The following is a 13,796-nucleotide window of genomic DNA, read 5'->3' as shown; positions in this document are numbered from 1 at the left end:
CAACATTGCAGGAATCACGGCCAGCTGGGAGGACCTTTCTGATGAACAACGCACTGCCGCCGGTGGTTGACGGCCAGACCTGGCAAGCCGAACTGGCCGACCTGCGACGCCGGGAGAAAGCCGCCACCAAGGAACTGGATGCGATCGCCGCACAGCGTCGCCGCCTGCCCATGGTGGAAATGCCCGAGTACACCCTGATCGGTGCGGACGGCCCGGTCCGGTTGGCTGAGGTATTCGGCGGCCGGTCGCAACTCATCGTCTACAACCACATGTGGGCGCCCGACGCCGAATGGCAGTGCGGCGGGTGTACCGGTTTCACCTCTCAGTTCACCCGGCTGGACTTCCTGGCCAGCTATGACGCCCGCTTCGTCATCGTGACCTCAGGGCCGATCGAGCAGGCGTTGGCCTACCGCGACAAGGTCGGCAACACAATGGACTGGTACTCGTCATCGGAGAGTGCGTTCGCCGCCGATGTGGACGCCGCACCCGGTCAGGGCTTCGCGGTCAACGTCTTTCTGCGTGACGGTGACACGGTGTATCGGACCTGGCACACCAACGGCCGCGGCACCGAACAACTCAGCCACAGCTTCGCCCTGATCGATGTGCTGCCCTGGGGTCGCCAGGAGGAGTGGCTCGATTCGCCGGACGGTTGGCCGTCGCGGCCCACCTACTCGGGGTGGCTGGACAGCCCGGACATCGCTCGGCTCTACGGCTAGGGAGCCGGGGGCGCTTGCGCGGCCCTGTTGTTGAGGTCGGCCATCATCCCGCCCAATTGCAACTGACCCAGCAAGCCGATCGGACCGCTGGCCGGGGGTGCCTGGTCGGTCAGCGTCCAGGGCTGGCAGCCGTTGGTCTTGAACTTGGCGTCGGTCGCCTCGATCTGCACGACCTGCGGTTTCTTGGTCAGCGCGTTATCGATGATGTTGTTGGTGTCGGCACTGCTCATCCGCTTCCAGTAACAGGTGCCTTCACCGACCGGACCCGCTGACGCATAGGTGCCCGGCGCGATATCGGTCCCGACGACGAACGTGCCGTCGGTGGTGATCGACGTCTGCGGTCCGGCGGCGGCCGCCGGCGCTGCGGTGGCAGAGTCAGCAGGCCCAGGTGCAGGCCCGGTGGGCGCCGGAGTCGGCGTGGAGGGTGTCGGGTCGGCACCGGCCACGCCCGAGGTAGCGGTCCAGCCCACCACCAGCAGTGTTGCGCCCACAACAGTTGCTTTGCGGGCGGCCATTTTCAAGCCCATGGGCACCAGGGTAACCGGTAGTTAGTTTGTATTGCTATTCGTTGACCAGCGCTCGTCAGATTTTCAGATAACCCTTATCGGCCGGGATCTGCGCCGCGGTCACCAACGACGATCCGTCACCGGCCAGCCACAGGACGATATCGCTGATCAAACCGGGGTCGGCCAGGGAGTCCGTGGGTAGCGCGCCGGGGGAGAAGCTGTAGACATAGGTCGGATGGTCCTGGAAGACCGAATACATCGACAGGTCATTGCCCATCGGGGTGTCGGTGCCGTACGGATGCACCGAGTTGACCCGAATCCCGTACTCGCCGAGCTCAATTGCCAACGAATTGGTCAGGCCCACCACGCCGAATTTGCTCGCACAGTAATGGCCGCAACCGGGTACGGCCTTGATCCCCGCTGCGGAGCTGATATTGATGATCGAACCGCCGTTACCGGCCTCGATCATCGCCGGGACAACGGCTTTCATGGTGTTCCACACCCCGGTCAGGTTGACGTCCATGATCTGTTGCCACTGCTCGGCGGAGATCTCCCACAGCCGGCCCCAGTTCAGCACGCCGGCGTTGGCGACGGTGATATCGAGCCTGCCGAATTGCTCGATGGCGTCGGCAACGAGGCGCTGCTGGCCTTCCAAATCCCGGACGTCGATCTCCTTGGCCAGGATTTTGCGGCCCTCGCCTTCGACGAGGCGCACTGTTTCGGCGAGATCTTCCGGTGTGGACGACGGATAACCGTTGTGGGTTGCGACGGGACCGCACGCGTCGATCGCGACGATATCGGCGCCGGCCCGCGCCAGTCGGACACAGTGCGACCGGCCCTGCCCACGCGCGGCGCCGGTGACATAGGCGACCTTGCCGGACAGTGGGGCGTCAGAGGTATTCATGGCATGTGTCTTACCTGGCGACGTGGTGACTCGGGGTCACATCGCCGAAATGCGTGCGATGCATGCTGGTCGTCATGACCAGAGACGAGATCACGCAAGACATCATTGCCGCCCGGCTCGCCAATGGGCTGACCTGGCAGCAGCTGGCCGACGCGATCGGGCGGCCCGTCGTGTGGACCACCGCGGCACTGCTTGGCCAGCATCCCATCCCGCCCGAGGCGGGTGCGGTGCTCACCGACCTGCTGGGTCTTGATGCGGCGGCGGTGCCGGTGCTGGCGGCGGTGCCGATGCGCGGCCAGGTGATCGCGGTGCCCACCGACCCGACGATCTATCGGCTCTATGAGGCCGTGCAGGTGTACGGCCCCGCGATCAAGGAAGTGATACACGAGCAGTTCGGCGATGGCATCATGAGCGCCATCAATTTCAGCGTCGATATCGAAAAGAAGCCGCATCCAGGTGGTGACCGCGTCGTCATCACCCTGGACGGCAAGTTCCTGTCCTACGAATGGAACGCCGCCCCCGAGTGAACCTCGCAACAGCGCTCGATACCGTCACCGCCGATATCCGCACCGTGCTCGACGCAGGGACGGCGAGGGTGCTCATCGGCGTGACCGGTGCACCGGGGGCAGGCAAATCGTATTTTGCGGCCGAGTTGCTGGCCGCCATGGGTGATGGGTTCGCTGCCTACGTGCCGATGGACGGCTTTCACCTGTCCAATGCCCAACTGCGCCGGTTGGGGCGCCGAGACCGTAAGGGCGCCGTCGACACCTTCGATGTCGATGGCTACGTGGCGACGTTGGCTCGGGTGGCGCGGGCGTACGACGTGACGGATGTCTACGTCCCGGATTTCGATCGGCGCCTTGATGATCCGGTCGCCGCGGGCGGCGTCGTCGTCGCCGGGGCGCGGGTCGTGGTCACCGAAGGTAACTACCTCGGGTTCGACGTCGACGGCTGGGCGCCGGTGCGTGCCACGCTGGCTCGGCTCTATTACATCGACTGCCCCGCGGATGTGCGGCGTGAGCGACTTATCCAGCGGCACATGGCCGGTGGGCGCAGCAAGCGGGATGCGGCGGCCTGGGCGGATACCGTCGACGAACCCAATGCGCAGCTCATTGCCGCCACTCGGGATCGGTGTGACCGGGAGTTCGAGCTCTAGGCGCCTGGGGCTGCGGTGGCTGTTTCCGACGCTATGGCCGAGTTCATCACCTGGGTTGCACATGGCTGCGTTTTGGCGAGATTGCACGACCATCAACGACTGTGGTGGTGAACTCGGCCATAGCGCCACAAAGACACTGCGAGCTGGACACTGCTAGCGCTGGGTCAACTCCGCATAGCGGCGGACGTGGTAATCGGTCCCACCGAACTCGTATTGCACTGCGGTCAGGCGTTTGAAGTAGTGCCCGATCGCGAGCTCCTCGGTCATGCCCATTCCACCGTGTAACTGCACCGCGTTTTGGCCGACGAAGCGTGCCGCCCGCCCGACGGTGGCCTTGGCCGCGGAGACGGCCCTGGCTCGCACCGCGGGCTCACTGTCGAGGTTCAGCACCGCGAGGTAGGTGGCGGCGACCGCCTGCTCGACCTCCATGTACATATCGACCATCCGGTGTTGCAACGCCTGGAAGCTCCCGATCGGTTGCCCGAACTGGTGGCGCTGCTTACTGTATTCGACGGTGTCGGACAACACCTTTCGCATGCAGCCGACAGCTTCGGCGGCCACTGCGGCTGCACCTTCGTCGCGTGCCTGTGCCAGCGAGGGCCAGGCCGTGCCCTCCTCGCCGAGCAGCGCAGTGGCAGGCAGGCGTAGATCAGAGAACACCAGGTCTGCCGCGCGGCGGTCGTCGACGGTCCGGTAGCCGTGTACCTCGACGCCGGCCGGCGGTGATGACGCATCGAATTCGGTGAGGAACAGCGAAATTCCATCGCTATCATCTTGAGCGCCAGAGGTTCTCGCGGTGATCAGCAGATGTGTCGCGAACGGTGCGGAGATGGCCAGGATCTTGGTACCGCGCAGCACCCAGCTGTCACCGTCACGGGTCGCGGTGGTGGATACATCGACCAGATGATCCCCCGAGGTGGGCTCGGTGGCGGCAAGGGCGATCACGGCCTGACCCTCGACGATCTTCTCCAGCACTGCGGCTGCCCCGGCTCGCTGCAAGAGGCCGCCTGCGACGACGACGGTATCGACATAGGGCTCGACGACCAGCGCATAGCCGAGTGCTTCGGCGATCACCATCACCTCGACCGGTCCACCGCCAAGGCCGCCGGTCTCCTCGGGCAAGGTGGCGCCCAGGATGCCCAGCTCATCGGCGAACGCCCGCCAGATATCGGGCTGCCAACCCGCGCCGGTCTTGGCGGCGGTGCGGCTTTTCTCCAGTTCATAGCGGGTGGCCGTGAACTTCGCGAGACCGTCGCGCAGCAGTTGTTGTTCCTTGCTCAGTGTGAAGTCCATTTAGAGCCCCAATGCGGCTTTGGCGAGTATGTTGCGCTGAATCTCGTTGCTACCGGCGTAGATCGAGCCGGCCCTGTCGTTGAAGTATTTCAATGGGGCCACCGCCTGCCACGGCTCGCCGCTGACATATCCGTCCGGGGGTGGGTCGTATTCGGTCACCGGACCGCCGGGGCGGGTGGCATGCGGCTGGTAGACCCGACCACGAGGGCCCGCCGCTTCCATCGCAAGCTCGGTCAGTCGCTGGCTCAGCTCGGTGGACAGCACCTTCAGCATCGACGACGCCGGCCCCGGATTCTTCCCACCTGCCAAAGTGGCCAGAGTGCGAAACTCCAGGATCTCCAGCACCTCGGTACGGATCCGCGCGTCGGCCAGCTTGTGTGCGAACGCGGGATCGTCGATCAACCGGCCCCCGCCCGGACCGGGCTGCGCGCTGGCCGCGGTCGCGATCTCGTCGGCCATCACCTGCAGGAACGGTGCGGTGGCACCGCCGCCGCGTTCGAACTCCAGCAGATATTTCGCCACGGTCCAGCCGTCGTCGATCTGGCCGAGCACATTGGTTTTCGGCACCCGCACGGCATCGAAGAAGACCTGGTTCTGCACCTCTTCACCGGAGGTCATCACCAGTGGATGGACCTCGATACCCGGGGTCTCCATGTCGATCAGGATGAAGGTGATGCCCTGCTGTTTGCGCTCCAGTCGCGAGGTACGCACCAGCGCGAATATCCAATTGGCCTCGGTCGCGTGGGTGGTCCAGATCTTGCTGCCGGTGCAGACCAGGCTATCGCCATCGTCGGTGGCGGCCATCTGCAATGACGCCAGATCGGAGCCGGATTCCGGCTCGGAGTAACCCTGGCAGAAGAACACCTCACCGGTGAGGATGCGCGGCAGGAAGAACGCTTTCTGCTCGTCGGTGCCGAACCGGATGATCGCGTGGGCCACCATCTTGATCCCCATCGGCGAGAGCGCGGGCGCGCCGGCCAGTGTGGACTCCCGGCTGAAGATGTAGTGCTGGTTGAGACTCCAGTCGCAGCCGCCGTGCTCGACCGGCCAGGCCGGGGCCGCCCACCCCCGCTCGTGCAGGATCGCCTGCCACGCCATGCTGGCTTCGTGGTCGGCGTACACGCTGGTCATCAGCTGTCCCGCTTGCCGCAATTCCGGGGTCAGCCGCTCGTCGAGGAACTGCCGCACCTCGTCACGGAAAGCGAGGTCCTGCGGTGACCAGTCCAAATCCATGGTGCTGACCGTACAACTGGTTGGTGGGCTGCATCAACATTTGATCAAATGCTCTATTGATCCAACTATTGAATTTCTGTAGCCAAAATCGGTCTTGGACATGAATCGATGGGGACCCTAACGTGGGCTGCATGACAGTCTTGCTCCCCGATGCGACCGAATACGCTCTGACCGGGCACATGCTGATCGCTGGCGAATTCGTGCCAGGAAACGGTACCGAGATCCGGGCGTTCGACCCCGTCGAGCAGGCCGTGCTGGAACCGGCGTACGCCTACGGCGACCACTCGCATGTCGACGCCGCCTGCGCCGCCGCGGCCGCGGCGTTCGGCGACTACCGGGCGACGACATCAGAACAACGCGCCCTGTTTCTCGAGGCCATCGCCGCCAATATCGAATCCATCACCGACGCACTGGTGGCCCGCGCTACAGCCGAATCTGGTTTACCCGCAGGGCGTCTCACCGGTGAGGTGGGCCGGACCACCGGCCAGCTGCGGCTGTTCGCCGCCGTTCTGCGCGAAGGCAGCTGGAACGGCGCCTGCATCGACCCGGCCCAGCCGGACCGCGCCCCGGCGCCGCGCCCCGATATCCGTCAACGCGCCGTTCCGCTGGGACCGGTCGCGGTGTTCGGCGCCAGTAACTTCCCGCTGGCCTTCTCGGTGGCGGGCGGCGATACTGCATCGGCGCTGGCCGCCGGTTGCCCGGTTGTGGTGAAGGCGCACGACGCCCACCCCGGCACGACCGAACTCGTCGCGCGTGCCGTCAGCGATGCGGTGGCCGGCGCCGGCCTACCCGCGGGCACCTTCTCGGTCCTGTACGGCTCGGGCCGTGGTCTAGGCACCGCGTTGGTCACCGACCCCAGGATCAAGGCCGTGGGCTTTACCGGTTCCCGCTCCGGCGGCACCGCGCTGGTTGCCGCCGCGGCCGCCCGCCCGGAGCCGATTCCGGTGTATGCGGAGATGAGTTCGATCAACCCGGTCTTCTTGTTCGACGGCGCGTTGAGCACGCGTGGAGCCGAACTCGGCCGCGCCTTCGTCGGTTCACTGACAATGGGGTCGGGACAGTTCTGCACCAATCCCGGTCTGGTCATCGCCGTCGACGGGCCGGGCCTGGACGCCTTCGTCGGCGCCGCGAAAGATGCGTTGGCCCAAGCCGCGCCCACCCCGATGCTGACCCCGAACATCGCCGACAGCTACGCCAGGGGTGTCGAGGCACTCGATGGCGTTGCGGAGCTGCTGGTGCGCGGAACCGGCAGCGATAACCCCACCACCTGCCAGGCCGCCCTGTTCGGGACGGACGCGACGAGCTTCCTGGGTTCCGACGTGCTCCAAGCCGAGGTGTTCGGTGCGTCCAGTCTGATCATCCGATGCGCTGACGCCGCCGAAGTAGCCACGGTGGCAAGCAATCTCGAAGGTCAGCTGACGGCGACCCTGCACGTCGACGAAGCCGACTACGAGCAGGCTCGGGCGTTGCTGCCCATCCTGGAACTCAAAGCGGGTCGGATCCTGTTCGACGGCTGGCCCACCGGTGTCGAGGTCGGTCATGCGATGGTGCACGGCGGGCCGTTCCCCGCGACCTCCGATTCGCGTACCACCTCCGTCGGTGGCCGGGCGATCGAGCGGTTCCTGCGCCCCGTTGCCTACCAGTCGGTCCCGAAAGGCTTGCTCCCCAGCGCAATTGCCGATGGGAACCCCGATGGGCTGTGGCGCCGCGTCGACGGCCAACTCACCCGTGACTGATCCGATCCAATCCCCACCGCTTACCCGCCCACCGACCCAGCCAGGAGTCACCGCATGCTGAACGGCGTTCTCTTCTTCCCTGTCACCCCCTTCACCGAATCCGGCGAGGTCGACCTGCTCAGACTGGCCGAACATGTCGGTAAGGGCGTCGATGCCGGCCCTGGCGGCGTCTTCATTGCCTGCGGTACAGGCGAATTCCATGCCCTGGAAGCGACCGAGTTCGGCGCAATCGTGCGCACCGCCGTCGAGGTGGTCGCAGGCCGGGTACCGGTATATGCCGGTGCGGGCGGATCGGTGGCCCAGGCCAAGATCTTCGCGACGGTGGCCGCAGAAGCCGGCGCCGACGGGATACTGCTGCTACCCCCGTATCTCGTCGAGATGCCGCAGGAAGGTCTGATCGCCTACACCCGCGCGGTCGCGGAGGCGACAGAGCTGCCCCTGATCGTCTACAACCGCAATAACGCCCGCTATACCGAGGCGTCCGCCATCGCGGTTGCCCAGCTGCCGACCGTCGTCGGCTTCAAGGACGGCACCGGCGATGTGGACCAGGTGGCCCGGATCGTGCGTGCGGTCACCGATGCACTTGCACCGTCGGGCAAGCCATTTCAGTTCTTCAACGGCCTGCCCACCGCGGAAGTTTCCCAGCAGGCCTACCGTGCTATCGGAGTGACGCTGTACTCGTCGGCCACGTTCGCCTTCGCTTCAGAATTGGCGCTGGCGTTCTACGAGGCGTTGGAGCGCGACGATGAGGCGCTTGTCGCAGCGCTGCTGCGGGAGTTCTTCCACCCGCTGGTGCGACTGCGCGATACCGTGCCGGGCTATGCGGTCTCGCTGATCAAGGCGGGTGTGACGATGGAGGGCATCGAGGCCGGCGGGGTTCGCCCACCGCTGATCATGCCGTCACCAGAAGCCCTTGCCGAACTGACCCAGATGGTCAAAGCCGGTCGTGCGGTGCTGGCCAACGAGTTGGCAGTCGCGCGCTGATGTCCGGCCTGATCCGCATCACCGGTGCCAGGATCACGCCGGTCGCGTTCGTGGATCCACCGCTACTGAACACCGTCGGGGTCCACCAGCCGTATGCGCTGCGCGCCATCATCCAGCTCGACACCGACGCCGGTCTGGTCGGACTGGGGGAGACCTATGCCGACGATGTGCACCTGGAGCGGCTGCGCGCTGCTGCGCAGGCCATCACCGGGCTGGATGTGTTTGCGCTCAACCGCATTCGCGCCGCTGTTTTCGACCGGCTCGGCGGTGACAGTACCGGCGACGGGTCGGGTCTGGCCGGGATGATCACCTCGGCCAGCGTCGTCGACCGGGTCTTTTCGCCCTTCGAGGTGGCATGCCTCGACATCCAGGGGCAGGCAACGGGCCGGCCGGTCTCTGATCTCCTCGGTGGCCTCGTCCGCCCGACCGTGCCCTTCTCCGCGTACCTGTTCTACAAGTGGGCAGCGCACCCGGGCGGCCAGGGCGACTCGTGGGGTGCCGCCCTCGACCCCGAGGGCATCGTCGCGCAGGCGAAACGCATGATCGACGAATACGGTTTCACCGCAATCAAACTCAAGGGCGGGGTCTTTCCTCCCGAGGAGGAGATGGCGGCCATCGAGGCGCTGCGCGCCGCGTTCCCCGAACATCCGTTGCGGCTCGACCCGAACGCCGCCTGGACCCCCCAGACATCGGGCAAGGTGGCCTCCGGTCTGGCGGGCATCCTGGAATACCTGGAGGACCCGACCCCGGACCTGGACGGAATGGCCGAGGTGGCCGCGCAGTCCCCGATGCCATTGGCCACCAATATGTGCGTCGTGGCTTTTGATCAACTGGCTCCGGCCGTTGCGAAAAAGTCGGTAGCAGTGGTGCTTTCGGATCATCACTACTGGGGTGGCCTACAACGCTCCCGGCTGCTGGCGGGAATCTGCGACACCTTCGGGCTCGGCCTGTCCATGCATTCCAACTCCCATCTCGGGATCAGCCTGGCCGCGATGGTGCACCTGGCCGGCGCCACTCCGAATCTGACCTACGCCTGCGATACGCACTGGCCGTGGAAAACCGAGGATGTCGTAAAGCCCGGCGTGCTGGCCATCTCCGGTGGATCCGTCGCCGTCCCCACCGGTCCCGGCCTTGGCATTGAGATCGATGACGATGCATTGGCCGCACTGCACGAGCAGTACCTGCGGTGCGGGATCCGCGAGCGCGATGACACCGGATACATGAAAAGCATCGACCCGAGCTTCGAATCGGCCGGGGCGCGCTGGTAACTCCCGCTAAACTAATGCGCGATCGTCGCATCGATCGCGGTTAGTGATGCAAGGAGTGAATGAGTGTTCTCGCTGGCTCGTCTGTCCTGTTTCATTGCCGTCGCCGAGGAACTCCACTTCGGCCGGGCTGCCGAGCGACTGCATATGACTCAGCCGCCGCTGAGCCGCCAGATTCAGCAGCTCGAAACCGAACTCGGTGTTCAGCTCATCGACCGCACCACCCGCTCGGTCACCCTGACCCCCGCAGGCGCTGCATTCCTGCCCGACGCCCGGCGGATCCTGCAGTTGGCCGAGGGTGCGGCGCAAACGGTAAAGCGTATTCCCGCAGGCGATTTGGGGACAGTGGTGATCGGGTTCACCGCGGCATCCGCGCATGCCATCCTGCCGAGACTGCTGGACAAGGCCCGCCAGGTCCTGCCCGATGTGAAGCTCGAACTGCGGGAGATGGTCAGCGCTGTGCAGATCGAGGGCCTGATGACCGGTGAGGTCGACCTGGGGATGGCGCGGCCCCCGCTGAAACGGCCCGGCATCGTGTCCCGTCCGCTGCTGCACGAACAACTCGTCGCCGCCCTGCCTGCCGGTCACCCTCTTGCCGATCTGCCCCGTCAGTTGACGCTCAACGATCTCGACGGCCAGGACATGATCATGTACTCGCCGGTGCAGGCGCGGTACTTCCACGAGCTGCTGATCAGCACCTTTACCATCGCCGGGGCCACGCCGAGGTACGTCCAATACGTCACCCAGGTGCACACCATGCTGGTCCTGGTCCGCTCGGGGATCGGAATCGCATTGGTGCCCGCATCGGCGGCCACGCTCCATCCCGAGGCGGTGGTGTTCCGGTCCATCGGCGCTTTCCGGGAACGGCCCGTCGAATTGGACGCGGCCTGGCGAGGCGACAGCACCAACCCCGCGCTGCTGCGGGTCCTGCGCGACGTCCTGCCGCCGCGGGAGTGGACCACCGACGACCTGGTGGAGGAATTCGCCGGGTAGGTCGGCACAACCAGCCGCGAGCGCGCGTGTTTGTCCAGTTTTCGGCGGCGTGTCGCGTACAAACACGCTCGCTCGCGGGGGCAGGGAGTACGGGGGTTAGACGCTCGTCGGCATCGGCACCGGGGTGAGAAGTGTGCCGGTGGCCAGGAAGCTGTCCAGATTGCGCAGCGTCAGCGCCTCCATGGCGGCCCTGGTCTGCACGGTACCGCTGCCGACGTGGGGGAGCAGCACCACATTGGGCAGGGACAACAATGCCTGCGGCACTTGGGGTTCGGCTGCAAAGACATCGAGGCCCGCACCCGCCAAGCGGCCCGTAACGAGGGCATCGACAAGGGCTTGCTCGTCCACCACACTGCCGCGGGCGATATTGATCAGATACCCGTCAGGTCCGAGTGCTTCGAGCACAGCGGCGTCGACCAGGCTGCGGGTACCGCGCCCGCCGGCCGCGGCGATGATCAGCACATCGACGTCGCGCGCCAACGCGACGGGGGAATCGACGTAGGTGTACGACGAGTCAGTTACGGGGCGGCGGTTGTGATAGGAGATGGTGCAGCCGAAAGCGGTGAGCCGCGAGGCGATGGCGCCGCCGATCCGGCCGAGTCCGATGATGCCGACCTTGCTATTACTCACCTGCCGAGTCAACGGGTAATTCCCTTGCGATGGCCAATTACCCTCGCGCACATATCGATCGGCTGCAGAGAACTGTCGCAACGTATCGATCATCAAGCCCACGGCGGTATCGGCCACGCAGTCGGTCAGGACATCTGGGGTATTGCTCACCGCGATACCGCGCGCGGCGGCGGCGTCGATATCGGTGGTGTCGTAGCCGACGCCGAAGTTGACCACGGCGCCCAGGTTCGGCAGCGCCGACATCAGCGTGGCATCGACGCCGGTCCGACCTGACGTCACGACGACGGTGACGTCCGTGCCGTGCTCGGTCAGGAATACGTCGCGATCGGATTCAGGCAGCGCCACGGCGTCGTACGTGGTCTCCAACGTCGCGGCCAGCGAGGGCTTCAACGGCCCGACCTGCAGGACCTGATGGGTGGCGGTGTTATTAGAGCTGCTCACGGTTCTCCTTCGACGTTATAGAGAAACCGTAGGCGGGCCTGGGAATACCTGTCCAACACGGAATTAGCATCGGTTTATGCCGAAGCTGGATAATTGCCGGAATTTGGCCGCCTGACGGGTATCGGAAATCGGCAGCGGAGGACAACGTCCCAGTTCAACCCTGCTTTTTGGCAGCTTTTTCACCCTGGGGTTGAGCCCGAGCGTGCGGGTTTTTCGCACTTTTTGCCCAATTTGGCGGGGTTGACGGCCCGTTCCGGCCGCTCTTACCGTGTGTCTGCGGTCACAGAATTCATCTACATACGTGGACATCACAGCGCCTTGTCTGTCCAACTCCCAGCCCCTCGGAGGATTTCATGAGCCACTTCGACGCAGCCCAACCCGGGCGCCGCCCGGCCCGGGCGCTCGCTGTCGCCCTGACCGGCGTGTGCGTCGCGGCCAGCGGCTGCACTGTCGCCAACTCCGGGCACGGCGGTTATGACGCGAACACCTTGCGCATCGCGCTGTCACAGGAGCCGCCCACTCTGGAGCCGTGCGAGAGCTCGCTGACGTCCACCGGCATCGTCGTTCGCTCCAACATCACCGAGCCGCTGATCGAGCGGGACCCGAATTCCGGCGATCTCCAGCCGTTGCTGGCGACCGAATGGCGCCAAACCTCGCCCACCCAATGGACATTCAAGGTTCGCGACGGGGTGACGTTCTCCAACGGGGCGCCGTTCACCGCGAAGGACGCGGCATTCTCCATCGATCGGGCGGTCAACTCCGATCTGCAGTGCAATGTCGACGGCTATGTCTTCGGCGACGAGAAGCTCAAACTTGAGACCCCCGATGCCGCCACCCTGACCGTCGAGACCGCGAAGCCGGATCCGATTCTGCCGCTGCGGATTTCGTTCGTGGAGATCGTGCCCACCTCCACCAGTATCACCGAGAAGGTGCGCGAACCCATCGGTACCGGCCCCTACGCCATCGAGGACTGGGAGTACGGCCAGAAGCTCCTGCTCAAGCGCAACGACACCTACTGGGGCAAGAAGCCGGCGTTCGCCCGTGCCGAGTATCAGTGGCGCAGTGAAGGCAGCGTCCGCGCCGCGATGCTCACCAACGACGAGACCGATATCGCCACCTCACTCGGACCCGAGGACGGTGCAGGCGATCTCGGTGTGCCTTTCCAGAACAACGAGACGACCGCGCTGCGGATGCAGGCCACCCAGGCCCCACTCAACGACATGCGGGTCCGCCAGGCGATCAATTACGCGGTCAACCGCACCGGCATCGTCAAGGCCCTGTTCCGCGGCCTGGGTGACCCCGCCTCGCAGCTGATCCCCTCTGGCGTCGTCGGGTACAACGAGCAGCTGCAGATCTGGCCGCACGACCCCGACAAGGCCAAACAACTGATCGCCGAAGCCAAGGCCGACGGCGTCCCCGTCGACACCCAGATCCGGTTGATCGGCCGCACCGCCCAATTCCCCAATATCGCCGAAACCATCGAAGTTCTGCAGAGCGAGTTCGCCGATATCGGCCTGAACGTCAAGATCGAGATGATGGACACGGCCAACCAGCTGCTCTACCAGTTGCGCCCGTTCCCGGAGAACGCCGGGCCGTACCTGTTGATGATCCAGCACGGCAACCAGGCCGGCGACGCCGCGTTCACGATGGACCAGTACATGCTCAGCGATGGTCCCCAAGCTGCCTACGGCACAACGGAATTCGACACCAAGATCCGCGCCGCCGAAGCGCTCACCGGCGATGCCCGACAGGATGCCTTCGCGAAACTGTTCGCCGAGGAGCCCAAGGAGATCATGCAGATGGCCTATATCGCCCACATGAAGGGCATCCTCGGCAAATCGGCGCGCGTCGACTACACGCCGAACTCCGCGACCGGGGACGAGATGCGCCTTGCCGAGATGACGCCGGCCGCCGACCGCACCAACCAGACCTAGCCCAG

At 65.3% G+C, this 13,796-nt stretch carries 13 protein-coding genes; 8 read left to right on the top strand and 5 right to left on the bottom strand.

What is annotated here, in order from left to right:
- Positions 1–41 precede the first annotated feature (41 nt).
- Complete coding sequence (locus tag ADBZ9O_RS24055) at positions 42–716, top strand: DUF899 domain-containing protein (protein ID WP_526525484.1); 675 nt, start codon at positions 42–44, stop codon at positions 714–716.
- Here the strand turns inward: ADBZ9O_RS24055 and ADBZ9O_RS24050 are convergent.
- Positions 713–1,243, bottom strand: a complete 531-nt coding sequence (locus tag ADBZ9O_RS24050; protein ID WP_526525483.1) for an Rv1352/Rv1906c domain-containing protein — start codon at positions 1,241–1,243, stop codon at positions 713–715. The two genes, ADBZ9O_RS24055 and ADBZ9O_RS24050, sit on opposite strands and share 4 nt — an antisense overlap.
- 55 nt (positions 1,244–1,298) lie before the next feature.
- Complete coding sequence (locus ADBZ9O_RS24045; RefSeq protein ID WP_526525482.1) at positions 1,299–2,126, bottom strand: mycofactocin-coupled SDR family oxidoreductase; 828 nt, start codon at positions 2,124–2,126, stop codon at positions 1,299–1,301.
- A gap of 74 nt (positions 2,127–2,200) precedes the next feature.
- Here ADBZ9O_RS24045 and cynS point away from each other — a divergent pair, with 74 nt between their 5' ends.
- A complete protein-coding gene (gene cynS, locus ADBZ9O_RS24040; RefSeq protein ID WP_526525481.1) occupies positions 2,201–2,653 on the top strand; it encodes a cyanase in 453 nt (150 codons plus the stop codon).
- Positions 2,650–3,282, top strand: a complete 633-nt coding sequence (locus ADBZ9O_RS24035; RefSeq protein WP_526525480.1) for a nucleoside/nucleotide kinase family protein — start codon at positions 2,650–2,652, stop codon at positions 3,280–3,282. Before cynS ends, ADBZ9O_RS24035 begins: the two co-directional genes overlap by 4 nt.
- Positions 3,283–3,435: 153 nt before the next feature.
- On the opposite strand, the gene ADBZ9O_RS24030 is transcribed toward ADBZ9O_RS24035, so the two are convergent.
- Together ADBZ9O_RS24030 and ADBZ9O_RS24025 are read right to left on the bottom strand one after the other, a co-directional pair.
- Positions 3,436–4,575 (bottom strand): acyl-CoA dehydrogenase family protein, encoded by a 1,140-nt coding sequence (locus tag ADBZ9O_RS24030; protein WP_526525479.1) that lies wholly within the window; start codon positions 4,573–4,575, stop codon positions 3,436–3,438.
- The gene (locus tag ADBZ9O_RS24025) at positions 4,576–5,808 is read right to left on the bottom strand and encodes an acyl-CoA dehydrogenase family protein (RefSeq protein WP_526525478.1); all 1,233 of its coding nucleotides are present in this window, start codon (positions 5,806–5,808) and stop codon (positions 4,576–4,578) included.
- 131 nt (positions 5,809–5,939) lie between these two features.
- Between ADBZ9O_RS24025 and ADBZ9O_RS24020 the strand changes: the two genes are divergently transcribed.
- From ADBZ9O_RS24020 to ADBZ9O_RS24005, 4 genes are all read left to right on the top strand, one after another.
- Positions 5,940–7,544 carry an aldehyde dehydrogenase (NADP(+)) gene (locus ADBZ9O_RS24020; RefSeq protein ID WP_526525476.1) on the top strand — a complete coding sequence of 535 codons (1,605 nt, stop codon included), beginning with the start codon at positions 5,940–5,942 and terminating at the stop codon, positions 7,542–7,544.
- Between the two features lie 54 nt (positions 7,545–7,598).
- On the top strand, positions 7,599–8,528 hold the full coding sequence (locus ADBZ9O_RS24015; RefSeq protein ID WP_526525474.1) for a 5-dehydro-4-deoxyglucarate dehydratase: 930 nt from the start codon (positions 7,599–7,601) through the stop codon (positions 8,526–8,528).
- A complete protein-coding gene (locus ADBZ9O_RS24010) occupies positions 8,528–9,796 on the top strand; it encodes a glucarate dehydratase family protein (protein WP_526525473.1) in 1,269 nt (422 codons plus the stop codon). Before ADBZ9O_RS24015 ends, ADBZ9O_RS24010 begins: the two co-directional genes overlap by 1 nt.
- Before the next feature lie 63 nt (positions 9,797–9,859).
- Positions 9,860–10,786, top strand: coding sequence for a LysR substrate-binding domain-containing protein (locus ADBZ9O_RS24005; RefSeq protein ID WP_526525471.1), 927 nt, complete (start codon positions 9,860–9,862; stop codon positions 10,784–10,786).
- Between the two features lie 96 nt (positions 10,787–10,882).
- Here ADBZ9O_RS24005 and ADBZ9O_RS24000 read toward each other — a convergent pair whose 3' ends face one another.
- Positions 10,883–11,857, bottom strand: a complete 975-nt coding sequence (locus ADBZ9O_RS24000) for a 2-hydroxyacid dehydrogenase (RefSeq protein WP_526525469.1) — start codon at positions 11,855–11,857, stop codon at positions 10,883–10,885.
- Between the two features lie 353 nt (positions 11,858–12,210).
- Between ADBZ9O_RS24000 and ADBZ9O_RS23995 the strand changes: the two genes are divergently transcribed.
- Positions 12,211–13,791 (top strand): ABC transporter substrate-binding protein, encoded by a 1,581-nt coding sequence (locus ADBZ9O_RS23995; RefSeq protein WP_526525468.1) that lies wholly within the window; start codon positions 12,211–12,213, stop codon positions 13,789–13,791.
- Positions 13,792–13,796 lie beyond the last annotated feature (5 nt).

Source organism: Mycobacterium sp. (assembly GCF_965229105.1).
Classification (GTDB): domain Bacteria; phylum Actinomycetota; class Actinomycetes; order Mycobacteriales; family Mycobacteriaceae; genus Mycobacterium.
This window is presented reverse-complemented; position numbering and strand designations above follow the sequence as displayed.

What these genes read in the sequence shown, in the direction of transcription:
- ADBZ9O_RS24025 (WP_526525478.1), bottom strand. Translation starts at nt 5,808, where the DNA reads ATGGATTTGGACTGGTCACCGCAGGACCTCGCTTTCCGTGACGAGGTG.
- ADBZ9O_RS24010 (WP_526525473.1), top strand. Translation starts at nt 8,528, where the DNA reads ATGTCCGGCCTGATCCGCATCACCGGTGCCAGGATCACGCCGGTCGCG.
- cynS (WP_526525481.1), top strand. Translation starts at nt 2,201, where the DNA reads ATGACCAGAGACGAGATCACGCAAGACATCATTGCCGCCCGGCTCGCC.
- ADBZ9O_RS24030 (WP_526525479.1), bottom strand. Translation starts at nt 4,575, where the DNA reads ATGGACTTCACACTGAGCAAGGAACAACAACTGCTGCGCGACGGTCTC.
- ADBZ9O_RS24055 (WP_526525484.1), top strand. Translation starts at nt 42, where the DNA reads ATGAACAACGCACTGCCGCCGGTGGTTGACGGCCAGACCTGGCAAGCC.
- ADBZ9O_RS24050 (WP_526525483.1), bottom strand. Translation starts at nt 1,243, where the DNA reads ATGGGCTTGAAAATGGCCGCCCGCAAAGCAACTGTTGTGGGCGCAACA.
- ADBZ9O_RS24020 (WP_526525476.1), top strand. Translation starts at nt 5,940, where the DNA reads ATGACAGTCTTGCTCCCCGATGCGACCGAATACGCTCTGACCGGGCAC.
- ADBZ9O_RS24015 (WP_526525474.1), top strand. Translation starts at nt 7,599, where the DNA reads ATGCTGAACGGCGTTCTCTTCTTCCCTGTCACCCCCTTCACCGAATCC.
- ADBZ9O_RS24045 (WP_526525482.1), bottom strand. Translation starts at nt 2,126, where the DNA reads ATGAATACCTCTGACGCCCCACTGTCCGGCAAGGTCGCCTATGTCACC.
- ADBZ9O_RS23995 (WP_526525468.1), top strand. Translation starts at nt 12,211, where the DNA reads ATGAGCCACTTCGACGCAGCCCAACCCGGGCGCCGCCCGGCCCGGGCG.